This is a genomic window from Vibrio owensii CAIM 1854 = LMG 25443 (genome assembly GCF_000817815.1).
In the GTDB taxonomy this organism is placed as follows: domain Bacteria; phylum Pseudomonadota; class Gammaproteobacteria; order Enterobacterales; family Vibrionaceae; genus Vibrio; species Vibrio owensii.
In genome coordinates this window covers 189474-214528 of the sequence record NZ_JPRD01000011.1, presented here as the reverse complement: position 1 = coordinate 214528, position 25055 = coordinate 189474, and the positions used below count along the sequence as shown (strand labels likewise).

Annotated in this window: 18 protein-coding genes and 1 pseudogene; 8 read left to right on the top strand and 11 right to left on the bottom strand. The window is 45.3% G+C overall.

What is annotated here, in order from left to right:
• Window positions 1-501: 501 nt before the first annotated feature.
• From H735_RS06110 to H735_RS06100, 3 genes are all read right to left on the bottom strand, one after another.
• A complete protein-coding gene (locus H735_RS06110) occupies window positions 502-1449 on the bottom strand; it encodes a helix-turn-helix domain-containing protein (RefSeq protein ID WP_020194885.1) in 948 nt (315 codons plus the stop codon).
• 68 nt (window positions 1450-1517) lie between these two features.
• Entirely contained in the window at window positions 1518-2453 is a 936-nt protein-coding gene (locus tag H735_RS06105; RefSeq protein ID WP_020194884.1) for a helix-turn-helix domain-containing protein, read from the bottom strand.
• A 166-nt stretch (window positions 2454-2619) separates the two neighbouring features.
• Window positions 2620-3540, bottom strand: a complete 921-nt coding sequence (locus H735_RS06100) for a helix-turn-helix domain-containing protein (protein ID WP_020194883.1) — start codon at window positions 3538-3540, stop codon at window positions 2620-2622.
• 161 nt (window positions 3541-3701) lie between these two features.
• Between H735_RS06100 and H735_RS06095 the strand changes: the two genes are divergently transcribed.
• Window positions 3702-4502, top strand: a complete 801-nt coding sequence (locus H735_RS06095; RefSeq protein ID WP_020194882.1) for an EAL domain-containing protein — start codon at window positions 3702-3704, stop codon at window positions 4500-4502.
• Between the two features lie 3 nt (window positions 4503-4505).
• Here H735_RS06095 and dsdC read toward each other — a convergent pair whose 3' ends face one another.
• Window positions 4506-5447, bottom strand: coding sequence for a DNA-binding transcriptional regulator DsdC (gene dsdC, locus H735_RS06090; protein WP_027726587.1), 942 nt, complete (start codon window positions 5445-5447; stop codon window positions 4506-4508).
• Between the two features lie 211 nt (window positions 5448-5658).
• Here dsdC and H735_RS06085 point away from each other — a divergent pair, with 211 nt between their 5' ends.
• Complete coding sequence (locus H735_RS06085) at window positions 5659-6990, top strand: D-serine ammonia-lyase (RefSeq protein WP_020194880.1); 1332 nt, start codon at window positions 5659-5661, stop codon at window positions 6988-6990.
• Between the two features lie 87 nt (window positions 6991-7077).
• Here the strand turns inward: H735_RS06085 and cydC are convergent, their stop codons facing one another.
• The 3 genes from cydC to trxB form a co-directional block, all read right to left on the bottom strand.
• On the bottom strand, window positions 7078-8802 hold the full coding sequence (cydC, locus tag H735_RS06080) for a heme ABC transporter ATP-binding protein/permease CydC (protein WP_020194879.1): 1725 nt from the start codon (window positions 8800-8802) through the stop codon (window positions 7078-7080).
• Window positions 8795-10582: a heme ABC transporter permease/ATP-binding protein CydD gene (gene cydD, locus H735_RS06075; protein WP_020194878.1), complete on the bottom strand. Its 1788-nt coding sequence runs from the start codon at window positions 10580-10582 to the stop codon at window positions 8795-8797. Before cydD ends, cydC begins: the two co-directional genes overlap by 8 nt.
• Before the next feature lie 103 nt (window positions 10583-10685).
• Entirely contained in the window at window positions 10686-11645 is a 960-nt protein-coding gene (gene trxB / locus H735_RS06070) for a thioredoxin-disulfide reductase (protein ID WP_020194877.1), read from the bottom strand.
• 371 nt (window positions 11646-12016) lie between these two features.
• Between trxB and H735_RS06065 the strand changes: the two genes are divergently transcribed.
• Window positions 12017-12673 (top strand): 2OG-Fe dioxygenase family protein, encoded by a 657-nt coding sequence (locus H735_RS06065; protein ID WP_009705852.1) that lies wholly within the window; start codon window positions 12017-12019, stop codon window positions 12671-12673.
• The gene (locus H735_RS06060) at window positions 12657-13892 is read left to right on the top strand and encodes a cysteine desulfurase-like protein (protein ID WP_020194876.1); all 1236 of its coding nucleotides are present in this window, start codon (window positions 12657-12659) and stop codon (window positions 13890-13892) included. The genes H735_RS06065 and H735_RS06060 overlap by 17 nt, the downstream gene beginning before the upstream one ends.
• A gap of 82 nt (window positions 13893-13974) precedes the next feature.
• On the opposite strand, the gene H735_RS06055 is transcribed toward H735_RS06060, so the two are convergent.
• A complete protein-coding gene (locus H735_RS06055; protein WP_009705854.1) occupies window positions 13975-14799 on the bottom strand; it encodes a DUF2797 domain-containing protein in 825 nt (274 codons plus the stop codon).
• Window positions 14800-15140: 341 nt separating this feature from the next.
• Between H735_RS06055 and H735_RS06050 the strand changes: the two genes are divergently transcribed.
• On the top strand, window positions 15141-16478 hold the full coding sequence (locus tag H735_RS06050) for a GGDEF domain-containing protein (protein WP_005443285.1): 1338 nt from the start codon (window positions 15141-15143) through the stop codon (window positions 16476-16478).
• A 242-nt stretch (window positions 16479-16720) separates the two neighbouring features.
• Here H735_RS06050 and H735_RS06045 read toward each other — a convergent pair whose 3' ends face one another.
• From H735_RS06045 to H735_RS06035, 3 genes are all read right to left on the bottom strand, one after another.
• Window positions 16721-18091, bottom strand: coding sequence for an SLC13 family permease (locus tag H735_RS06045; protein ID WP_005443284.1), 1371 nt, complete (start codon window positions 18089-18091; stop codon window positions 16721-16723).
• Between the two features lie 246 nt (window positions 18092-18337).
• Window positions 18338-19084, bottom strand: a complete 747-nt coding sequence (locus H735_RS06040; RefSeq protein ID WP_005443283.1) for a SanA/YdcF family protein — start codon at window positions 19082-19084, stop codon at window positions 18338-18340.
• A gap of 166 nt (window positions 19085-19250) precedes the next feature.
• On the bottom strand, window positions 19251-20939 hold the full coding sequence (locus H735_RS06035; RefSeq protein ID WP_009705856.1) for an NAD-dependent malic enzyme: 1689 nt from the start codon (window positions 20937-20939) through the stop codon (window positions 19251-19253).
• Between the two features lie 237 nt (window positions 20940-21176).
• Here H735_RS06035 and H735_RS06030 point away from each other — a divergent pair, with 237 nt between their 5' ends.
• From H735_RS06030 to H735_RS06020, 3 genes and pseudogenes are all read left to right on the top strand, one after another.
• On the top strand, window positions 21177-23531 hold the full coding sequence (locus tag H735_RS06030) for a helicase-related protein (protein ID WP_020194874.1): 2355 nt from the start codon (window positions 21177-21179) through the stop codon (window positions 23529-23531).
• 119 nt (window positions 23532-23650) lie between these two features.
• Window positions 23651-24408, top strand: a pseudogene (locus H735_RS06025) (phospholipase A).
• A 235-nt stretch (window positions 24409-24643) separates the two neighbouring features.
• Complete coding sequence (locus H735_RS06020; RefSeq protein WP_020194872.1) at window positions 24644-25021, top strand: hypothetical protein; 378 nt, start codon at window positions 24644-24646, stop codon at window positions 25019-25021.
• Window positions 25022-25055: the final 34 nt, after the last annotated feature.

Genomic DNA, 25055 nt, shown 5'->3' with positions numbered 1-25055 from the left:
TTCCTCTGCCAAATATGTCAATTGTTGGAAATGTTATTCCATTTACTTACGACCCTTTAAAATTGACTTGGCTTATAGGAGGTTGAAAATGCATTAATATTTATGTTGTGTTTGATCATAAATATCATGCAAATCATATTGTGTTTGTTATTAAATTGAGAAGGCATTGTGCTTATTAAGTCGATTGAAGATGCCTAGTGATGGCCAACACTGTCCTAAAATAGATGAAAATAGCCTTGTAATTACAGTCTTTTTTAGTACTTGGTCACGTAGGTTGATGAAATTCATACAATTATACGTTCGGTAAATCATTTTTTGCTGTTATCTTAAAAATGAGAAAGGTTCACGAGAAAGAACATATTTCATATGAGTATATTAGATATAAATATAAGGTCCTTTCTTCACTGAATTTATTATTTATCGATTAGTGCCAATGCACTAATAGGCGCAGTAAGTGAATTTACGGCGCTTAATATATTTCAGGAAAGCCTTATTTAGCGTTTAACGTTTTGCAGTATTTGCTTGGTGTTGATGGAGTAGATATATCATTGAAGGCTGTGCAAGAAGTACGGCTGTATCCACTTTGAGTAAGCATTTGCGGTAAGACGTTTTGCCAATAGTCACTGAACCTGCTTTGTCTGGCGTGTCATAAGCGACTTTCTCAGCCCCCAAGCTCACTAAATAATCGGTAAACTGATTATCGAACGCATAATAGTACAACTCAGTGATATTGGAACGTCCTGCCAAGTAATCCACCAACGTAGGATGAAGCATCATAAAGACTTGTTCGCTAGCGGCATATCGGCTCAAGCAACATAGTGCCATGCCTCGGTTTTCTGAGTAAGCGCGAGCTTGGCTAAACGGCAAGGTTTGGCTTGGGTTATGAAAATGAGCGTCCAAATCTTCAATCCGGAAAAGGAACGAAATCGAGTGCCCACGCACTTTGTTCGTCTCGCTGTCTTTGTAGACTTTGGCGATTAACTTATCGTCATTGTGCATCGCCACGTAATCGAGATCGAACATCCCTGGGTAATGCGCGTCTGAATTGAGAAAGAAGTTTTTTAAGCGAGCCAGATCGGCGTCAACATGCTCAGTGAAAAGCGTCTCTTCAATGATCTCGACTTCTTTACTCGGTTTTAGTTCTTCGTATCCCGATGTTAGGAGCATTGCTCGTTGTGAGTGAAAGCGGTCGTATAAGATGTCATCAAGCATGGTGCCATTTTCTGGAGACGGAATGGACAACAAAAATGGCTTTAAGTCCAATGCGAGTTCACGAAGTACTCGGATCGCTTTAACCGCGTTTGGTGATGTTGTATTTCTTTCCCATCGACTGATCGTTACAGAGTCGATAGAGGCAAACTCTGGGTTTGCGAGGTTGAGCTTTGTGGCAAGTTCCCTTTGCGTCAAGTTGAGCTGATTTCTCAACTGTTTTAAATAGTCTCCAAACATACACTTACCTTGTTTTTATTATGGAAAGTAAGCCAAAACAAATTGGCTTCTTACACTAGGGTAGTTGATTATTGAGGATATTGTTTTTTGAGAAGGAGGAGCAACTCAGGGCGTGTCAGCCAAATCGCACTGTCGAGTTTAAGTAAACAGCGCATGTACTTTTCTGCACCGATTTTGACGATGCCTTGTTCGCTCGGTGCGTCGAAAGCCACTTTTTCGGCGCCGATCCCAATCATATAGTCTGCCGTGAGTTTATCGATAGCATAGTAGTAAAGGTCTTGAACATTCGCGTGAGTCGCGAGGTAGTCAATACCGGTTTGATGATCAATCCAAAAGGTAGGCTCATCAGAGCAAAAATGGGTTAACGTACAGATTGCCATCTTTTTGTTGCTTGAATAGGCTTTGGTCTTTTTTATCGGGATCTTAAGAAACGGCGAACAATAATAGTCTTCTAAATCGTCGGCATGGAAGAAGAAAGACAGCGAGTGCCCCAGCAATCGTCCAGACAGCTTATCGAGATACTTCTTGCCGTAAATCTTATGATCTTGCTGATATTGGTATAGGTCGACGTCAAACAAGGTGTCGTGTTCAATGCCAATTCCACTCAAGAAATTCTTCAAACCCGCTTCGTATTTTTCCCCTCTGGATTCAAACAGTGGTGCCTCAAGCACATTACATGCTTCAACCTCTTGGTTTGATTGATACGAAGTATTCATCAAGACATCTTTAGGAGAATGGTAACGCTCTTTCAGATAGTGATTAATCTGAGTCTTGTCCTCATCAATCTCGATGGAGAGAAGGTAGGGCCTTAGATCGTTGGTAAGGGTTCTGAGTACTTTAACCGCTTTAACCGGATTCGGTGCGGTAGTGTTGCGTTCCCAACGACTGACCGTTACAGAGTCGATAGAGGCGAACTCTGGGTCTGCTAAGTTAAGTTTTACCGCAAGTTCCTTTTGCGTAAGATTTCCCTCGATCCTAAGCTGTTTCAGGTAATCCCCGAACATACATTGCCCTCATAATAACTTGAATCGTGTTTCTTACACGTGCCTACATTAATTGTAGAAACTATTTTTATGCTAGGCAGTGTCGCCTTCAATCATGTCAATAATATGTCTGGATTTGGTTATATCCTGTTCATCTATATAAGAAAGAGGTGACGCTTATTAATAATTATTCGCGTTTTAGCAGTTCAATGATTTCTGGTCTGGATAACCAGATAGCGCTATCAACTCGGTATAAACAGCGTTTAAAAGATTGATTGCCAATTTTTACAATGCCGTTTTCATCGGGTGTATCAAAAGCAATTTTCTCTGCATCTAAGCTATTCATATAATTGACTGACCAGTGGTCAACAGCATAAAAGTACATATCATGAATGTTGGCATGTGAGGCAACGTATTTCGCACCAAATGCACTGTTTTGCCAAAACACAGATTCGATTGATGAATAACGAGAGATGGTACAAACCGCCATGGCTCGGCTGGTGGAATAAGGGCGAGCTTGCTGCAATGGCACTGGATAAAATGGCGATGAGAAATACTGATGTAATTCGTTAGCATCAAATAAAAACGAGATACTATGGCCCAGAATTTCTTTACTTTCTTCATCCGTGTATTTGCGAGCGACCATTTTGTTATCGAGCTGATATTGGTACAAATCGATATCGAATAGCGCTTTGTTATCGAGCGACAAACTATTGAAAAAGTGTTTTAGGCTAGTTAGGTAGTCATCCTTATCGCTTTCTAACAGCTGACTCTCCGTAATCGCATTGCATTTCGATTGTGTGTCATAAGAGCTGCTCATTAATGTTGCCCAAGGCGACTTAAATCGATATTCAACAATCTCTTCGAATATGCCTTTTCCTGATTCAGATGGCAGCGTGATGAGAAAGGGCATTAAGTCGGTGGTGAGTACTCTCAGGATCCTGATGGCTTTTACTGTCGTTGGAGCCGTCGTTCCTCTTTCCCAGCGGCTAATCGTTACTGGGTCAATCGAGGCGAAATCTGTGCTCGCGAGGTTCAGTTTGGTCGCGAGTTCTTTTTGTGTCAGTCCAATCTCTTCCCTGAGTTGTTTTAAGTATTCCCCGAACATCAATTTCCTCGCATTTTTTGTTCTGTAATAGGTTATTGATTGCTCTGTCATTATAGGAGTCGCATAGCAAAGCTCAAGCAAACCCATTTTTCGATGCCTACTATTGTGTATTACGTTCCCTTAATCTTTATATTAGAGATCTATTGTTAACGGTAAGACCCATGAAAAATTCAACGAGGGAGGATGAATGTAAAACGGTCTTTGCGGATATTCGTAAAGGCGCTTTCTATCCTATCTTTCAACCAATCTATGGATTGCAGCACGGCCACAAAATTGGTGCTGAAGTGCTAACGCGATGGAATACGCCAAGATGTATCGAAAAATCATTCCGTTGTATCGAGGAAGAAGGGTATGCCAATTTTTTTACTAAACGATTATTCAAAAAGCTTTCAACGTGTTTGGATGAGCTTCCTGAATCTATTGGCTTCATTTCGGTAAATATTCCACCTTCTTATCTTTCCAGTCTGTCTTTTTTTGCCGATGTGTTGCCCTTATTGAACGCATGTAAGCGTATGGGAAGCACGTTATGGCTTGAGCTGACCGAGCAGACGCAGTATCCGACAGAGATGTGCGATAAGTTGATGTTTAAGATCAACTTACAACTATGCCAAAATTTGGGAGTAAAAATTGCGCTGGACGATTTTGGTCGAGACAATCATAAGAATGAATCCATCATTCGATATGTATCGCCAGATGTGGTGAAGCTCGATCGAAGCTTACTCAGAAGGCAAGGGATTCAATATGAGAAGTTCTGGCAACGTTTGGCGTCTTGGAAGCACCAATACAAATTTGATTTGGTTGCCGAAGGGATTGAAACATCCGATGAACTGAATTTCATGCAAAGTTTGGATGTGAGTTATGCGCAGGGTTATTACTTGCACAGACCAAGCATGGTTTCGGATTTATGCCCAAAACTCTCTAAGCCTAGCTCAAACCATGGCTCATCGGCGATGTGGGCATAAAATTTAACGGTTCCCTGCTTGCTGATTTAACCAACCAATGAAAAGTGCCAACTTGCGTGAGTGCTTTTCATTGGCGGTGACCACATAGTATTTCTGTTTACAGCGAAGTGCTCTCGCAGAAAAAGGCGTAATAAGTGCGCCGGATTTCAACAAGCTTTCGACAAGAGAAAGTCGGCCAATGGCAACGCCGGCGTTATGCATTGCCGCTGTAACCGCAAGATCGGAACGATCAAACGAGATACTCGGGATCCCTTCGATGTCGTCGAGCCCATTTTCACCAGCCCAAAGCGCCCACTCATCATGATGCGAGTTGTAGTCCCATGCTTGTTTGTCATGCAGTAATGTAGCGCTTACAAGTTTATCTGGGGCATCAATGAGTCCCAGTTTTTCTGCGTACTCTTTGGTGCAAACTGGCACAATGCTTTCTTCCATCAGCTCTTGGTGCCACAGTTTTTCTGGCATCTGCTCGTCGAAGTAAATGGCGGCATCAATGCCATAGCCTTGGAAATTCACGTTCTCATTACCCGTTAGTATGTTTAGCTCAATCGACGGAAACTGTTGTTTAAACGAGTAAATACGGGGAACCAACCAGCTTTGTGCAAAGGAAGGGCGGGAGTAGATGGTCAGTTCGCCCGAGACATCGCCACATTTCACTTCCATTACTTCTTGGTTTAACTCATTCAATGTTCGGTTAAGGGCTAGATATATCCGTTCGCCTTCTTCGGTCAGGGTTATCTTTCGATGGGACCTTACAAACAGCTTGATGCCCAGTTCTTCTTCCAGTTTGTTGATGCGATGTGAGATGGCGCTAGGGGTCATGGAAAGCTCTTCCGCAGCAAGGGAAAAAGAACAGTGTCTCGCTGCTACTTCAAAGGTGTGTAACTTAGAAAGCTGAAAACTGTTGATGCGTTGATGCTTACCGAAAATGGTGTCGTTGGTGTACATGGCTAATGAATGATTTGCTGCTGTTGATTGGATAATAGGGCTTTTGTGTGTTGTATGTTGAGCTAAAAAGACTTCTTGTCCACAAAATTCCAACTCAATCACGTTTTTGTTTTAATCTGGTTCATGTGAAAGTGATTTTTGATCGTTTGTCATCTTTGGTGAGAGTTTGGTTAAATAACGATTAAAGACAGTAACTTGCAACTAGGAACCAATGACAACCTACAATGCACACGCACTTGCTACCGAGTTTCCTCTGGTTAAGCGATTGATTGATTTGGACGAGGTGGTTTGGTTCAACCCAAATATCACCACACTTGAAGAAGGCTTGCCGTTCGTTGGTTTAGGTGCTGCCAACATCAAAGACGCTAGTGAACGACTAGAGCGCTTTGCTCCATACTTAATGAAAGCTTTCCCTGAAACGGCGGCCTCTAATGGAATCATTGAATCGAGCGTGGTCGACATCGACAAGATGAAGTCGTGTTTGGAAGCGCAATACGATACTCAAATCCTTGGGCGTTTGATGCTTAAAAAAGACAGCCATTTGCCTATTTCAGGTTCTATCAAGGCGCGTGGCGGTATTTATGAAGTGTTGACACATGCAGAGAAGTTGGCGATTGAAGCTGGGCTTCTGAGTGAAAGTGATGATTACAGCAAATTGGCGAGTGAAGAGCTTCGTCAGTTCTTTCAGCAATACAGCATTGCCGTAGGTTCGACAGGGAATCTGGGTATGTCTATCGGCATCATGAGTGCAAAACTCGGTTTTTCTGTGTCGGTTCATATGTCGGCAGATGCAAGAGAGTGGAAGAAAAACAAACTGCGTTCTCACGGCGTAAACGTGGTGGAGTACGAGCAAGATTACGGTGTTGCTGTTGAACAGGGACGCAAAGAAGCGGAGAAAGATCCAACTTGCTTTTTTATTGATGATGAAAACTCGCAGACCTTGTTCTTAGGTTATTCCGTTGCAGGTGAACGCTTAAAGCAACAGTTTGATGATATGGGTATCATCGTTGATGCGGAGCACCCTCTGTTTGTTTACCTACCTTGCGGAGTGGGCGGTGGTCCTGGTGGTGTGGCGTTCGGCTTGAAGATGGCTTTTGGTGACGATGTGCATTGTATCTTCGCGGAGCCGACACATTCTCCGTGTATGCTGCTTGGTGTACACACAGGCTTGCATGATGACATCGCGGTGCAAGATCTTGGTATTGATAACATCACTGCAGCTGACGGTTTAGCGGTAGGTCGTGCGTCTGGTTTTGTTGGCCGAGCGATGGAAAGACTGCTTGATGGTTACTACACCATGACGGATGAGCGCATGTATCACCATCTAGGCGAGTTAAGTGAGCTGGAAGATATTCGTTTAGAACCATCAGCTTTAGCGGGCATGATTGGTGCGGTGCATGTTTCTAACGATAAAGCTTACCAAGCGCGAATGCAGTTTACTGTAGATAAATTAAACAACGCGACTCACTTAGTTTGGGCGACCGGTGGCGGCATGGTACCGGAAGAGGAAATGTCGGCTTATCTAGCCAAGTCAGGTCGTTAAAGAATTTTGCACTTGTTATGGGAACAGCGAGAGCAAAAGAAAAGGGCTCATCAATTGATGAGCCCTTTGTCTATTTGAATCCCAGTATTACAGAGATTGTAACAGCTGGTGGTAACGACCTTTTTCTGCAAGCAGTGCTTGGTGGCTACCTTGTTCGATGATCTCGCCTTGTTCCATCAAACAGATGTTGTCCATGCTTTCCAGCTCAATCAAACGGTGAGTAATGAATACGACCGTTTTATTGGTGAAGTGTTGCTTGAACAATTCCATCACTGTTTGCTCAGTACGCTTGTCTAGACCTTCGGTTGGTTCATCAAGCAGTAGGATAGGAGCGTCACGCAATAGCGCGCGAGCAATACCGATACGACGCTTCTCACCACCAGACAGTTGACGACCGCCGTCACCTAGCCAAGCATCCAGTCCTGGTTCGTCTAACAGATTCGCCAAGTCCACTTTAGTCAGAATGTCAGCCAACTGCTCATCCGTTGCTTCTGGAGCTGCAAGCAATAGGTTGTCACGCAGTGTTCCATTAAGCACATCAACACGTTGGCTAACTACTGTGATCGCAGCGCGCAAATCGGATTCGCTCCAATCTTGCAGAGGCGCGCCACCAATGCTCACTTGACCTTGGTTTACATCCCAGTAGCGGCAAAGCAATTGAATAAGCGTCGATTTACCTGAACCGGTTTGGCCAACAATCGCCGTTTTTGAGCCCAGTGGCAGTGACAGTGTCAGGTCTTTCAGCACTTTTTGTTGACCGTCAGGGTAGGTGAAATCAACCTTGTCGAACTCAATATTTAACGGTTTATCACCTTCACGCTTCGATGTTTCTGGGAAGACAACGTCTGGCTCCGCTAAGGTGATTTCGTTCAATCGACGTGCGGACGTCAATGTTTGACCTAGGTATTGGAAAGCACCAGCAATTGGCATCAGAATTTCAAAGCTTGCCATAGTTGCAAACGCGAACAGTGCAATCCAAGGATCTGGTGCACGACCGCCAACACCATCCGCAGCAAACCAAAGCATTGCAACAAGGGTTAAGCCGTTAGCGAGCATCAACAAGCCAGATGCCATACCAGTGAGGTTTGCGTTAACAAACTGGTTGGATAGCAGTTGTTTTTGCTTTTCTAGAATCACGTTACGGTAACGCTCTTCTGCACCAAACAGGCTCAGCTCGCTGTAACCTTGTAGCCAGTCCAGTGTTGCTACGCGCAGTTGTGCTTTGTTTTGAGTCAGGTGTTCGCCGTTGTGTTTGCCTAGTTTGTAGAACAATACCGGCCACACCAACAGCATTACCGTCAGGATACCGCCAAGCAGTAGCGCAAGGTGCCAGTCAAAGAAGGCAAGTACCGCAGTTAGCGACAAGATACCGAAGATGCCAACAATCACAGGGCTGACAAGACGCAAGTACACGTGATCCATCGCGTCTACGTCTGCCACTAGGCGGTTTAGCAGATCCGCATCACGCAGAGTCGAAACGCGTCCAGAGATCAGCGGCGCAAGCTTCTTGAAGAAGAAGATACGCAGATCCGTCAGTAGTTTGAATGTTGCATTGTGGCTAACTACACGCTCGCCCCAACGGCCCGCAGTACGCGCCATCGCAGCGCCACGAACGCCAGCGCCCGGAAGCATGTAGTTGAAGGTTTCACGAGCAATAGTCAAACCCGCGACGGCAGCCGCAGAGATAAACCAACCGGATAAGGTGAGTAGGCCAATAGAAGCAGCCAGCGTTAGAAACGCCAGAAGCATGCCGAGTGACAAACCAAACCAGTGCTTTTTATACAGTTTTAGATAAGGGAGTAAATCACGCATCTAAGTTCCCCTTGTCTGATTCACGTTGAGCTAGGTTGGCAGCCAACATTTCTTTAAACAAACCATCTTGCGATGCCAGCGTTGCGTAATCACCGCGTTGAACGATTTGACCCTCTTGCATAACCAGAATCTGGGAGACATTCTGCAGTGGCGCCAATTGGTGAGTGATCATCAAGTTAGTGGTGGACTCGGTGTATTTACCGATGCCTTCCATAACTAATTTCTCGCTTCGAGCATCCAAACTTGCGGTTGGTTCATCAAGTAGCCAAAAACGGCCGTTTTGTAACATCGCACGAGCAAGAGCAAGACGTTGTGCCTGACCAACAGACAAGCCGCCAGAGCGATCAGAGATTTGGTAATCCAGACCGTGCATTTCAACAAACTCTGCAGCGTGGGAGTCACTCAGTACAGAATGGACTTGCTGATCTTGAATATCCTGTTTACCTAGAGTGACGTTGTCACGAATGCTGCCATGCAAAAGCATTGGGTTTTGACCAATCCAGCTGATGGTTTCGCGCCATGTCGCCAAATCCAACTCGGAAAGCTCACAGCCGTTAATCTTTAAGCTGCCTTTGTATGGCATAAAACCAAGGATGGTATTTACTAAGCTGGTTTTACCTGCACCACTTGGGCCAACCAGTGCGGTGCTTTGGTTCGCTTCTAGCGAGAAGGATAGGGGACCAGCAAGTTGTTTACCTTCAGGGCTGAAGATAACAAGGTCTTGAGCTTCGATATGAATCGCAGCGTTTTGTTCTACAGCCTTGTTGCCGTCTTTTACTTGGTCTACATCTAGCTCTAGAAATTCAACAATGCTTTCTGCTGCGCCGACTGCTTGTTGCTTCGCATGGTAGAAGGTACCAAGGTCACGCAATGGCTGATAGAACTCAGGCGCAAGGATCAGAATAAATAGACCAGCAAACAGCGTTACACCTGCGCCGTAGTAACCGAAGTTGAGCTCTCCGATATAGCTAAAGCCAAAGTAAACTGCCGTAATCGCAATTGAGATAGAAGTGAAGAACTCAAGAACCGCTGAAGATAGGAATGCTATCTTCAATACATCCATTGTGCGAGTACGGAAAACTTCAGATGCACCTTTTAATGTCTCGGTTTCTGATTGAGTACGGTCGAACAAACGGATGGTTGTCATTGCTTGCAAACGGTCATAGAAGTGACCAGATAAACGTTGCAGCGCTTTGAAGTTCTTACGGTTTGCGTCAGCGGCTTTCATACCCACCAACGCCATAAACATTGGAACCAATGGTGCAGTAATCAGGAAAATTAAACCGGCTGCCCAGTTAATTGGGAAAACCACCACTAGGATGATGAAAGGCACCAAAACAGACAACGACATTTGCGGAAGGTAGCGAGAGAAGAAGTCTTGCATGTCTTCTACTTGCTCTAGGATCAACGTTGCCCAGCTACCTGCTGGCTTGCCTTTGATATAAGCAGGACCAAGTTGGTGAACTTTATCGAGAATCAGTTGGCGGATGTAAACGCGGATCTGTTCGCCGCAACGATATCCGGCGATTTCGCGTCCCCAAGTACAAGCTGCGCGACCGATAACGGTGACACCAAGTCCGACGAAGTACCAAACGAGCTCGGATTTGTCGACTTGTTCAATAATGAGTTGGTGGAGAATGGAGGCGAGCAGGGCTGCTTGAGCCAATAAAAACACGCTTGATAGTACGCCTAGGCCTATCGCAACCATCAGCCAGCGCTTGGCCAACTTACTCTGTTGCTTAAGCCACTTATTCAAGCTGCTTTGCTTTTTCTTATCCATCGTGAAGGCTTAATGATAATTGTTTTAATGAGGCGGTAGTATACAAAAGAAAACCCAGCGGGAATACCGCTGGGCTTTAAGGATATGACACAAATGTGAAAAGTTATTTGTCAGTAAGTGCGTCTAAGAAGCGTTCTGCATCTAAAGCTGCCATACAGCCAGTACCTGCAGAGGTGATTGCTTGACGGTAGTTATGATCCATCACGTCGCCTGCTGCAAACACACCTTCGATGCTGGTTTGCGTTGCGTTACCTTCTAGACCAGATTGAACGAGGATGTAACCATCTTTCATATCGACTTGGCCTTCGAAGATTTGCGTGTTTGGTTGGTGACCGATTGCGATGAATGCACCCATTACATCGATATCTTCAGTTGCACCGCTGCTCACGTCTTTAATGCGAACACCCGTTACACCCATGTCGTCGCCTAGCACTTCATCGAGTGTACGGTCAGTGTGAAGAACGATATTGCCGCTTTCAACTTTATCCATCAGGCGTTTTACGAGGATCTTCTCTGCGCGGAATGAATCGCGGCGGTGGATCAGGTGCACTTCTGATGCAATGTTTGATAGGTAAAGCGCTTCTTCAACAGCAGTGTTACCGCCGCCCACAACCGCCACTTTCTGATTGCGGTAGAAGAAACCATCACAAGTTGCACAAGCTGAAACGCCGCGACCTTTAAATGCTTCTTCAGATTCAAGACCTAGGTATTTCGCTGATGCACCAGTAGAGATGATCAACGCATCACAAGTGTACTCACCAGAGTCACCTTTCAGACGGAATGGACGTTGAGACAGATCCACTTCGTTGATGTGATCGAACACGATTTCTGTTTCGAATCGTTCTGCGTGTTCTTTCATGCGTTCCATCAAACCTGGGCCAGTAAGACCTTCTGCATCACCAGGCCAGTTTTCTACTTCAGTTGTGGTCGTTAGCTGACCACCTTGCTGCATTCCCGTTACTAGCACAGGGTTTAAGTTAGCACGCGCTGCGTATACTGCTGCGGTGTAACCTGCTGGGCCAGAACCAAGAATTAATAATTTACAGTGTTTTACGTCGCTCATTATGGCTCCATAGAGGGCTGAACATTTCTCTCGATTGTATGGAAATTCTTAGTGCTTTAAAAGCATAAACGAAAGGAGCGGATCGAATTATTGGTTATAGGTTAGAACTTGCTGATGTTTATGGAGAGGCGTTCCAGACTAGAATAAAATTCTGTTTATAGTAGAGAGTTCTAGTTTCAAATACTGCGCAAGCTCCGTTCTGAATGTTTAAACTGCTGTTGATATTAATTGTAGTGCTAAGTGTCGTTTTTTCTTTTTTGTTGAAGCTATCAACGTCAAATTCTGGTAATTGCAGAATATTTGCGTATCCTAAGATGTAAATTAAATGTTAATTCAAACAAGCTAGATGTGCCTCATTAAAGGAGCCAATGATGTTACATTCACGAGAGAACACCCTACATTTAACTCAGCTCAGCATGGCAGCGATTGAGCAACTTTCTCCTTCCTTCGAAGGCCTACCTCGTACGGAACACGCCGACGGTCAATATCGTCTTCGTCGTTACTCCGTGGTTGGGTTTGAAAACGGTCAGGTGGTCGATTTAAACAAAAACAGCTTTGTACAATCTTCTGATATCAACCGTTTCCAAGGTGATGTGATTCGCCAGTTTGAGCCGATTGAAAAAGGGATTCTTTCCAGTGAAGGTTTCCGTGAAATGTGTGAGTTGTTCGTTAACGCAAACCACTTACCAGACGGTCAGGAAATCGAGATCCATCAAATTCGAATTACCGCGATTTACGATGAAACGCAAGTTGCACCGGAAGGGGTACACCAAGATGGTTTTGACCACATCGCACTAGTAGGCGTAGGGCGTCATAACATCATGGGTGGCGACATCATGCTTTACAGCAGCCACAACCAAGCGCCTTTTTTCCGTAAAGTATTGGAAAATGGCGAAGTAGCAATGTTGGCAGACAGCAAACTATGGCACAACGCGGTGCCAATTCGCTCAGTGATTAATGACCAAGAAGGTCATATGGATGTATTTGTACTGACAGCGACGGACAAAAGAAATGAACTTCAATCTTAATCAGATCCGAGAACAATTTCCTGCACTGGCGCAATACCACAATGATCGCCCAGTGACCTTTTTTGATGGACCCGGTGGTTCACAAGTACCGCAGTCGGTACTAGATAGCATGGTGAACTACCTTGGACGATTCAATTCGAACCTCGGCGGGCATTATTTCTCAAGCCAAGCGACAGTTGATGTAATGCAATCGGCTCGCGAATCGGCACAAGCTCTGCTAAACGCGCCGTCCTCTGGCAATATCGTGTTTGGCGCGAATATGACCTCGCTGACATTCCAGCTAAGTCGCGCTATTAGTCGAGATTGGAAAGAGGGCGATGAGATTATTGTTTCAGCCCTAGACCACTACTCTAACGTATCGAGTTGGCAACAAGCAGCAGAAGACAAAGGCGCTGTGGTTCACCAAGTCAGAATTAATGAAGAAGATTGCACGCTAGATCTTGAGCATCTTCAGAGCTTGTTGAATGAGAAAACGCGTTTAGTGGCGGTGACTTACGCATCGAACACTACAGGTTCGATCGTCGATATGCACCAAGTGGTCAAAATGGCACACAGTATCGGCGCTCAAGTTTATGTGGATGCCGTGCATTATGCACCGCACCATTTAGTGGATGTGCAAGCATTAGGATGTGATTTCTTGGCGTGCTCAGCGTACAAGTTTTTTGGACCACATGTAGGAATTGCGTACGTAGCAGACCAGTGGTTACACAGTGTTAAGCCCTACAAAGTTGAACCAGCAACCAACATTGGACCGGGACGCTTCGAAACCGGAACACAGAGCTTTGAAGGCTTGGCAGGCGTCACAGCTGCGGTTGAATACCTAGCCCAGTTTGGTGATGAAGATGCATCACTTCGTCAGCGTTTAGAGCAAAGCTATGCGTTATACAGCAAACATGAGCAGCAATTGAGTGAGCATTTCTTGCAACGTTTAGGGGCGCTGGACGGCGTGAATTTGTTTGGTATTAACAACGAAAGTAACCAACTGAGAACGCCAACTTTCGCGCTCACTTTTGATAAATACGCTCCAGAGTTCATCGCGAAGACGTTGGGCGAGCACAATATCTGTGTCTGGAATGGACACTTCTATGCGCTAGGACTCGTTCGTCAGTTAGGCCTAGAAGAGTCGGGCGGCGTGGTTCGCATCGGTTGTATGCACTACAACACAACGGCAGAAATCGATATGTTGTTTGATGTGTTAGAAAACATCCTCGACGCCTAAGAATCGACGACACCACCACAAACTAAAAGCTCGAGCACTTGGCTCGAGCTTTTTCGTTTCTTTTGTTCAATTAACCGAGAACTTATTCGCTCACTTCAACTTCATAAGAGGTGAACTTACGCACGTTGATCACGCCAGTATCGAAGATCAGGTATTGGCCTTTAATGCCTTGCAATGTACCCGTTACAACTGGGTTTTTATCGAAGTTGTGTGAGGTGATTTTAGTTGGATGCTGCTGAACTGGGTAGCTTAGAGAAGTGATGTTTTCGCTTAACACTTCAATTGCGTCATCGCCATACTGCTGTTTAATCTCAGCGATTTTGTCTTCCACTAATGGCAGTAGTTCTGCAAAGCGATCTTGCAGTTCAATTGGGTCGCCATCGCCTTTCAGCAGCGTTCGCCAGTTTGTCTTATCAGCAATATGTTTCGCTAGTTCGATTTCAATCAAGCCAGAGATATGACGAGTCTTTACTTTGAAGATAGGCAGACCTTGTGTCGCACCTTGGTCTATCCAACGGGTTGGAATTTGGGTATGACGCGTGATGCCCACTTTCAAACTTGACGTGTTAGATAGGTAAACGAAGTGGTCCACCATGCAGTTCTCTTCACCCCATTGCGGTTCGCGACAGGTGCCTTGTTCGTAGTGACAAGTTTCTGGCTTCATGATGCACATGTCGCAACTCGCCAACTTCTTCATACATACAAAGCAGTGGCCTTGAGAGTAGCTCTTCTTGGTTTTCTTACCGCAAGAACAACAGTAGATGTTGCCAGTGTGAGTTAGGGTGAGGGTTTTACCAAGAAATGGGCTCAAATCCACTTCTTCGTCACCCACAGGCAGACGATAGCTTACTGCACCATCCAGAGAAGCACGCATTTTGTTTAGCGTGCCTGTAGCAATTATTGACATGACATTACTCATTATTGTGTTTTTGCACAGTATATACCGAAGCGGTCTCGATATGCAGAGATAAGCAAATAAGTCTGTGGTTTTGTGTCCTCTTTGGTGCCTTTTTAATCAAGGTGATGTTGATTGACGTGAGATGCTTCGCACAAATGCTCAAGTGAGAAAAATCCTACATACCTGAAGCAAGATCACGCTTCTTAAATGAGTAATATGTATCGAGAGTGAGAATGTGAGTCAAAAATCACTTTTTAACTTGATAAATAACTTTATTTGAAATGTGAAATAACTTTCAGTACATTTGCTTAATATAAACAGAACGATAGTCAGTAACTAGGTTAGTCACGATGAAGTGGATACACAGATTAATTTTTGCATTATCGATATGCACCATCAGTTTAGTGGCGTTATACAGTTTGCTAGGTGATACCCGTAAGCTAGAAGTCACGCCGGATCAATTTAATATTCATGTCACAAGCGATGCCATTGCTGGTGGTCTGAGTGAATCTGATATTACTTATCAAAACCACAGTTTGGTTCTCAACTGTGACCTAAAAGAAAGTAAGTACGCGTGGCCTTATTGCGGTATCTCCGTTTACACCGATGTGAAGCAAGCGACTAAAGGTTTGGATCTTTCCAGTTACCATACCGTTCGTCTTAAAATTCGTTATGAAACTGCGGGAGAGGGACAAAGCCCAAGCAAAAACTTGCGCCTGTACCTACGTAATTTCAATTCGGCCTATTCAGATCCGAATGATGAATACACCATCAAATACAATGGCATGCAGTTTTCTCCTTCAGACTTTAGCGAAGTCATCGAGATCCCAATAGAAAACCTTCAAGTAATGACGTGGTGGTTGAATGACAACGACGTTGCGATTGAGCACTCTGCGCCTGAGTTTGCCAATATTACTCGCATTGATTTGGCTACCGGAGCGGGGGCGGCACTCGGTAAACATAAGATCGTGATCGACAAGATCGAGTTTGAAGGTGCGTATGTTCAGCAATCCACACTCTTGTTCGCGCTGTTGTTCTCTTGGATGGCACTTGGCTTGGCTTTCTCGCTGCATGAAATGCGTAAAAACAAAATCGCGTATAACAAAGCACGAAAGCGTCATCGGCATTTAGAAAAAGTGAACAGTACACTGCGCGCTCAAAATTATGAATTTGCAGAACTGGCACATCGTGATGCGTTAACTGGAGCAATGAACCGACATGCGGTACAAAACTGGTTGGAGCAACAGGCTCGACAAGTTCGTTGGGGGCACGATTCCTTCTCTATCCTTTACATGGACTTGGATAAATTCAAACGAGTAAACGACAAGTATGGTCATCAGATGGGTGACGATATTCTGCGGGAGTTTGTCATGGTGATCGCTAGCTCTATCCAACCAGATGATCGTTTGGTTCGTTGGGGTGGGGAAGAGTTCGTCGTGTTCTGCCCAAATACCGATATTGAGCAAGCCGTGAAGAAAGCTGAAGTCGTGCGCCAGAATGTTGAAAAACACCTCTGGGTTCATGGTGAATCGCTAACGTGCAGTATTGGTGTCGCCCAAATGCAAAACGAACGAGTCTCTGAGACGATGGCTCGTGCAGATGAAGTCTTGTATTTGGCTAAGCGTAATGGCCGAAACCGAATAGAAGTAAATTACGGCATGCAAAAGAAGTCGGATATTGCTTCTTAACTAAGACTTCATAACTAAGGTTTCACAACCTAAGCTTCATAACTCAGCTTCCTAAGTGCCGCGCTCACCATTGGCGTGGAAAAGAAAAAAGGTGGCCGACCGACCACCAAAAGGGAAACTGCTGAACATGACTAGGGGGTAGTAGTTAGGTATTCAATTTGATTACCGAGAACAGCAGTTGTAGTGCTAGTTTTGATAAGAGAGTTGCGTTTGGGCGCAGCTCTTTTTTATTTGAGCAATGTTTACCAGAACAACCAAGCGAATAGAGTCAGCGCGCCGATACATGCAACGTTCAACACCATACCGATTCGCATCATCTCTTTCTGTTTGATATGACCCGTCGCAAATACAATCGCGTTAGGTGGCGTTGCTACTGGCAGCATGAAGGCACAAGATGCAGCTACCGCAATCAGTGCTGATAGAATGACTGGCGATAGACCAAGCGCTTCTGCAATGGTGGCAAATACTGGCACTAATAGCGCCGCACTCGCGGTGTTACTTGCAAACTCGGTTAGGAAAACAACAAACGCAACCACAGATAAAATCGTGAGTAGGACACCAGCTTGCTCAAGGAAACCAGCTAGACCGTTAGCCAAGAAGACACTTGTGCCTGTTGCTTTTAGTACGTTACTTAGACAGATACCGCCACCAAACAGGATCAAAACACCCCAGTCAGTTGTCTTTTCAATGTCTTTCCACTCTACTGCGCGAGATGCACCAAGTAATAGAATCGCACCAATTGCAACGAGGGTATCGAACTTCGCAAAACCGCCAAGCATCGCGTTGATTGGTTTGCTGAAAATCCAGAATGTCACTGTTAATAGGAAAATCGCTAAGGTGATCTTTTTGCCGTTTGTCCACTCAACAGGCTGGTGGTCAAGTTCGAACGTGTGGCTTAAATCTGGTTTTGTCATGGTGTAAAGCACCAAGATCGCGATAGGCATCAGAATCAAAGAAATTGGTAAACCCAGCTCCATCCACTCTGTAAAGTTCAAACCGACTTCTGCGGCTGCGATAGCATTCGGTGGGCTACCTACTAGCGTTGCGATGCCGCCAATCGACGCACTGTAAGCGATACCAAGTAGCACGAACAGGTAAGTGCTGTGGCTCTTCTTCGCGTCTAGTTTGCTCATTACGCCAAGAACCAATGGCAACATCATCGCTGTCGTTGCGGTGTTTGAGATCCACATTGATAGGCCTGCGCTCACACCAAACAGCATGAAGACCGCGACAGACATCTTACCGCGCGCAATCAGTAGTACTTTGTCTGCGATCGCTTGGTCAAGCTTTTGCTTATGCAGCGCTGCAGCCAATGCGAAACCACCCAAGAACAAGAAAATGATCGAGTTAGAGAAGTTGTTTAGTGCTGCTTGGGTATTGAATACGCCCAAGAATACCGCGAGCAGCGGGATTAGCAGGGCAGTGATGCTTACGTGAATGGCTTCCGTTAGCCAAAGTACGGCAACGAAAATCAAAATACATAAGCCGGTTACGACTTGAGGCTCAAAGGGTAGGGTGTTGAACAAAATAGCGAACAGCAGGACATTAGACGTCAATATCATGCTGTTGCGTGTGAAGAACCAATTCTTCAGTGTCACAGCGAGTGCGGTCATGGGTTGTGCTCCTTTTGCATTGCCTTAGTGTTGGTTTTTTATGGCAAAGTAACTGACTTGTAGTTATTTATTGATTAAATGTTACTTCGGATGCGAAAGGGTGTTTTGCCTGAATCGACGGCAGAATAAGAAAGTGTGAGGTTGGGAATTGGAAATGGGTAGAAAGCTACCCATTTACTTTTAATGAATTGTTATCGGTGTGTAATGCAGGGCGAGAATGTTGAAAGCAGCAACACTTTAGTTGACTTAGTGAACCGGAATGTTACGTTCGTTTTCGATGATTTCTTGTTTTTCTTCCACTGTATCTTCCACCGCAACGATTGGCTCTTGAGGACCAAGGAAGCGCGGTTGCGTATTCATGATGTACAAGTCCAAAAATGCTTTCACACGTGCCATAAGTTCACGCGTTCGCATGTTGATCTTCTGCTTACTTGCCGTTGGTCCAGCTACAGCCAAACACTGCGCATCAATATTGTAAGCGTCAGCAATAAACAGCGCGCGTTCACAATGAAATCGTTGAGTGACAATCAAGAAGCGCTCAGAGGCGAATATCTTTTTAGCACGAACGATGGAATCTAGGGTTCGGAACCCCGCATAGTCCAGATGAATGACTTCTTCTGGCACGCCCGCTTTGAGTAGATCACGTTTCATCGTCCACGGTTCATTGTAAGAGCGATGTGCGTTGTCCCCACTCAACAAAAACTGTTTCACTTTTCCTTGTTTGTACAGTTCGATAGCGGCGTTGATTCTGTGAGTGTAGTAAGTATTGAGGATCTTCCCAATGTATTTACTGGTACCGAGAACGACCGCGACTTCATGCTTAGGCACTTGCTCGTAGTCGGTAAAGATTTCTTCTTGTGCTTGGAGCACGACCCAACGGTCAATAGCAATAATTGTGACGAAAAGACCGAGTAAAGAGATCGACAAAACCAAAGCCAGACGCTTCCATGAGAACTTGAGCTTCCACTTTGACTTTATGCGAGAAAACAGCAAAACGTTCGATGTCCTTATTTCAATGTGTATCCCTCATCATATCTGATAGAAATGAAAAGAGAGAAGCCCATTTATGCCAAAATATGGTTAGGATGAGAAAAAAGAGCATAAAAAACAAAAGCCCTCGGAGTGCGAGGGCTAATAATTATACAAAACGTCTTAAAGCTTAGAATGCTGTGCGTTTGTAACGGCGGTAAACTGGTTGCCAGAATGCTTGGTCAATTGCGTCATTTAGCGCTTCATCAGTGATTTCTAGCGCGACACCTTGCTCAATCGCTTTCTTCGCAACAGCGAATGCAATCTTCTTCGATACCAAATGAATTTCTTCTAGTGGTGGAAGCAGAGCACCGTTACCGTTGATCGCTAATGGTGAGCATGTTGCCAATGCACGGCTTGATTCCATCAACATTTCGTCAGTTACGCGCTTCGCGTTTACCGCAAGTACACCCAAACCAATACCAGGGAAGATGTAGCTGTTGTTACATTGCGCGATAGGGTAAGTGTTGCCTTCATGAACCACTGGCTCAAATGGGCTACCTGTTGCAACTAACGCTTCACCGTTTGTCCAACGAATGATGTCATTTGGTGTTGCTTCTACGCGGCTTGTTGGGTTCGAAAGCGGGAATACAATCGGACGCGCGCAGTGCTTGTGCATTTCTTTGATCACTTCTTCACTGAAGAGACCAGGGGCACCAGATACACCAATTAGCACGGTTGGCTTCGCATTGTGCATCACATCAAGAAGTGAGAAGCCATTTCCTTCATTTTCCCACTTCTTCGTGTTGTCGAACTTCTGAACCAAGCGCTGTTGGAAATCAAGAAGGTTAGGCATGCCTTCTTGCAACAGACCCCAACGGTCAACCATGTAAACTTGCGAACGTGCTTTCTTATCAGAGATTCCTTCCGATACCATTTGCGCAATGATCGCTTCAGCAATACCACAACCAGCAGAACCAGCACCCAAGAAAGTAATACGTTGATCAGACAGTTTAGTGCCCGCCGCTTTACATGCTGCCAGTAGAGAACCTACTGTAACTGCCGCCGTACCTTGAATGTCATCGTTGAAACAACAGATGCGATCTTTGTAGCGCTCTAGAAGTGGCATTGCGTTTTTCTGTGCAAAGTCTTCGAACTGGATAAGGGCATCGGGCCAACGGCGTTGTACTGCTTGGATAAACTCTTCAACAAACGCATCGTAATCAGGACCAGTGATACGAGGGTGACGCCAACCCATGTACATTGGGTCTGCAAGACGTTGCGGGTTGTTAGTACCCACGTCAAGTACGATTGGTAGTGTGTAAGCTGGGCTGATGCCGCCACACGCTGTGTAAAGAGAAAGCTTACCGATTGGAATACCCATGCCGCCGATACCTTGGTCACCCAAGCCCAAGATACGTTCGCCATCAGTGACCACGATAACTTTAACGTTGTGGTTTGCTGCGTTGTTTAGCAGGTCATCGATACGGTCACGGTTCGGGTAAGAGATGAACAGACCACGGCCACGACGGTAGATGTTTGAGAAGTTCTCACACGCTGCACCAACGGTTGGTGTGTAGATGATCGGCATCATCTCAGAAATGTGGTTTTGAACTAGGCGGTAGAATAGCGTTTCGTTCGTGTCTTGGATGTTGCGCAGGTAAATGTGCTTGTCCATGTCACTTTCAAAGCTTTTGTACTGTTGGTACGCACGCTCTACTTGCTCTTGGATGGTTTCAGTCGTCTCTGGTAGAAGACCTTCCAAGTTGAATGAACTACGTTCTTCTCCGGAGAACGCACTGCCCTTGTTCAAAAGAGGGGTCGCTAAAAGAGCCGGACCCGCATATGGGATATAGAGTGGGCGCTTGTCGTTGTTCATTGGGTGCCTTAAATGTAGGGTTGAAGGATGCGTGCAAAATTCTAACGGGTTCACTATTTAGTTGTAAACATTCGTTGATGCACATCAACGTAATGTCGCAAAAAAATCCAATTCCCGACGAAAATATCGTCACTGAAACATTAATACTGTCATTAAATGGCCAGAAACGATTCCTAAAGCAGGAATTTCTCACTCAGGTATAATGCCTCGCAATCCATTATCACGTTCTTATCTTTTATGTCTCAATTACCTATCGATAGCTTACAAGCGGAATTTGACCAACTCGTGAATCACCATCATTTGGTGGTTGAGGCCGAAACCGGCTCAGGTAAATCTACGCGATTGCCACTTTGGGCAGCAAATCACGGTCGAGTATTGGTGATTGAGCCACGCCGAATCGCTTGTACCTCGTTAGCTGAATTTCTTGCCGAGAAATCTGGTCAACCTTTAGGTAAGCAGATTGGTTACGCGATCAAGCTTCACGCTCACTATGATGAAAAGACTAAAGTCGTATTCGTGACGCCCGGTGTTGCGCTGCGTTGGTTCGCGGAAGACAAACTGGCTAGCTTCGATATCGTGATGGTGGACGAATTTCATGAACGCCGCTGGGACATTGATCTCCTTACCGCGATTTTAAAGCAAGAAAAACAGCACCGTTTGATTGTTACATCAGCCACTTTAGAAGGCGAAAAACTGGCGAGCTATCTGGATGCCAAGCGCCTGCGATCAGAAGGTCGTTGTTTTCCTGTCACCGTGACTCATCGCTCAATGGACAGTCGTTACTTGCCGAACAAGAAAGGTTGTGAGAATGATGTTGTGCGCACAGTAAAAGAAGCACTCGAAGACGAAGAGGGCGATATTCTCGTTTTCTTACCGGGTCGAAAAGAGATCACTCAATGTGCACAAATGCTGCAAAGTATTGATGATGTGATGGTCGTGAAGCTGCATGCATCGGTGAGTGATGAAGAGCGCCATCGTGCGTTAACGGTACAAAAGCAGCGTAAAGTGGTGTTGGCAACCAACGTTGCAGAAACCTCTCTGACCATTCCAAACATCCGCGTCGTGATCGACAGCGGCCTGGAACGCAGAACCGTGCAACGCAATGGACGAACAGCCCTGACGTTAACCAACATCTCTAAAGCCAGCGCGGCGCAGCGAATGGGGCGAGCTGGCCGTGTTGCTGAAGGGGCGTGTATTCGCTTGTTTGGTGAGCATGCACCGTTGGAATTGGTGACGCCACCTGAATTGCACCGTGAAGAACTCGTAGAACCAATGCTCGCAGCGGCTTGTTGTGGATACAGACTTTCCGAACTTTCCTTCCTCGATTCTGTACCTGAAAAGTCACTTAACTCAGCACTCCAAACCTTGCAGGGGATGGGAGCGATAGACGAGCAAGGTGACATCACCGAGCACGGTAAAAAAGTTTACCCTCTACCAATTGATGCCTTATTTGCAGACTTAGTGACTCGCATCCAAACCAAATCAGAAAGAGAAGCAATGATCGATTTAGCGGCAGCGCTTTCTGTGCCCGCTCAGTTGTACCAATTGCAAGGCGGTGAGTCTGCCGAAGCATTAGCTCAAGAAGAACCATTTAGTTGCGATGCCTCGTTGATGATTCGCTTGGTGCGAGGGGAGCAACTTTCTGGCATTAATCTCGACGCAAGCGTGCTTGAAGAAGCGCAAGGTTTAGCAAAGCAAATGCGAGAAGTGTTTGAATTGCCGGATCTTGAAGTCGCATCGCGATACAAACGCGATGAATTGACCAAAGCCATTGCCACGTTACATCCAGAGCTTGTATTTGTTCGCCGAGAACGACGTCGTGACGCGCTAGGCAATGGTTTGATGGAAATGATGGTTGGGCGTAATAGCCGTTTTCCGGAAAAAAGTGAAGCAGCTTTGGTGCTAGATAGCCACAGCGTACCCGGACGAGGTGTAAAACAGACGCTCAATCTTGCCTCCGTAATGCTGCCTGTTTCCCTCAATCTGCTGCGCGAATTAGAGCTTGGTGAGTGGCAACAAGGCGAAACCAATTATGAGGAAGAATCCCCACGAGCGACCATGCATTTGGTCTATGCAGGACGAACCATTTGTACGGAATATCAAGCGCTTGAAGGCGAAGTTGCCGTCCAATCTATTGTTGAGATGATTGAAGACGAAACGCTATTACCGGGTTTTGCTCCATTGAGAAAACAGCAAATTCAGCACTGGAAGATCTATAACGCGCTTGGGTTAAATCCTGAGCCTATTGAAAAAACAGAACTCGATGGTTTGTCTTTCGCTACTTGGTTGGTCGAGCAATTGGAAACGCTTGGTGTAGAAAGTGTGGAAGATATCGAGCTGTTTGAAGTTGATGACATCCCATTCGAAGGCATTCCAGACTGGGAATATCAAGACTTTGCTGAGCAGTTCCCTTTAAAGTTGATCTTGGCGGAACTGAAACTCGATGTGGAATACTTTGTGTCTCGTAAATTGGTTCATGTCATTTACACCGAAGGCAGCCGAAAAGGCGACCCTAAACGTTGGGAGCTACCACGCTGGGCAGGTTGGAAAGTGCAGTACAAAAAAGCCAGCCGTGTGCTTGATGTAAAATAAGGATATTTATAAGCCGGAACGATAATTGCTTTAATCCGTTTCCCTTGCAGTTTATGACCTGATTATTGGGTGATAAGGAATGAATTTGCCGCTCCGGTTGAGCGGCGTGAAGGAAAACGATGAAGTATAAAGCGATTCCACTATTGTTATGTCCGGTACTAGCGTACGGCAAAAGCATCACACACATCTCAACATATGAAGACAACTACGTTCGGGTACCTACACCACAGACATCAATCAAGACGCCTACAACGAACTCGGTTCAGATATGGACTCACTTCAGCAGTTTGAAGTGAAGTTTCAAATCTCGGCTTCTATCCCATTCTACCGATTCAGTTCCGGTACGGCTTTGATGGGGTCTTACACGCAAAAGTCTCTCTGGCAACTTGCTAACTCTGACATTTCTTCTCCGTTCAGAGAGACCAATTACAAACCTCAAGTGTTTCTTGCGCATCAATCAAACATGCTGTTATTCAACCATTTAGAGGTGGGGTACAAGCATGAGTCAAATGGCCAATCAAGTAAGCTATCTCGCAGTTGGGATCGCCTTTATATCGCGGCAGAGCGCTTTTCTGGTCCTGTTGAATACGGTGCGCACGCTTGGTGGGTGGTCACTACCGAAAATGATGACATGGAAAACTATTATGCCCCGTATGAACTTTGGGCGAAGGTCTACACTGGCGCTGGTGTGTTTAATACCCGAGGCTTCTATAACTTTGCCGATGATAAAGGTGGCGTAGAATTGGGGTACACCTTGTACTTCAATGACATCTTAGGTTTGTATGTTCAGGGCTACCATGGCTATGGTGAAACCTTGATTGATTACGACCATTCACAAACGCGTGTTGGGCTTGGGATCAGGTTGGTTAACTTATAACGCCGATCTGCTTGTATCCCTTGTTGCCCCTTAGTTTTAGTTTAGCGTTTAAAATATTAATCAATTGGATGCTTATATATGGCGAAGCTGTATATCATTTGTTACAAAGCTGGTTTTAATATTTCCTTTTGAGGTTAAATTAGGGCATAAAAGACCATTGTTTTATATCCTATTGCTATATCAAAGTAATTGAACGATATTTTGTATATCTCATTTCAGAGTGTCGAGGCATAGGATGGAGCAACAAGGAAAGACATGCATTGAATTCGACTACACAAGCTTCCTAGGGGCAACGGGAAGTAAGAAGTGGACCTTCTTGGAGGTATTCGCCACCATCGCTCCCATTTTTGGCCTGATGTGGAAACAGAACATCGCGGAGTTAAGCCAACCAGAGGATCGCCTTTGGGATGCTGCCTTAAAATCGATGTCTTCTCGTCAGAGCGATGAATCCAATCTAGTGATGTTGGTGAAGCTAGCAAAACATGAAGGGATCCATGAATTACGTGTAGTTATGCCTTATTCGTTAGACTCAAAACAAATAGAGTACATTGAATCTCGAAGTAAACTAAAAGTAGAAACTGCAGAGCAAGATGTGCTTAATTTGAAGCTCTAACACCCAAGGAACATTTCCCCCAAACACAAAAGCG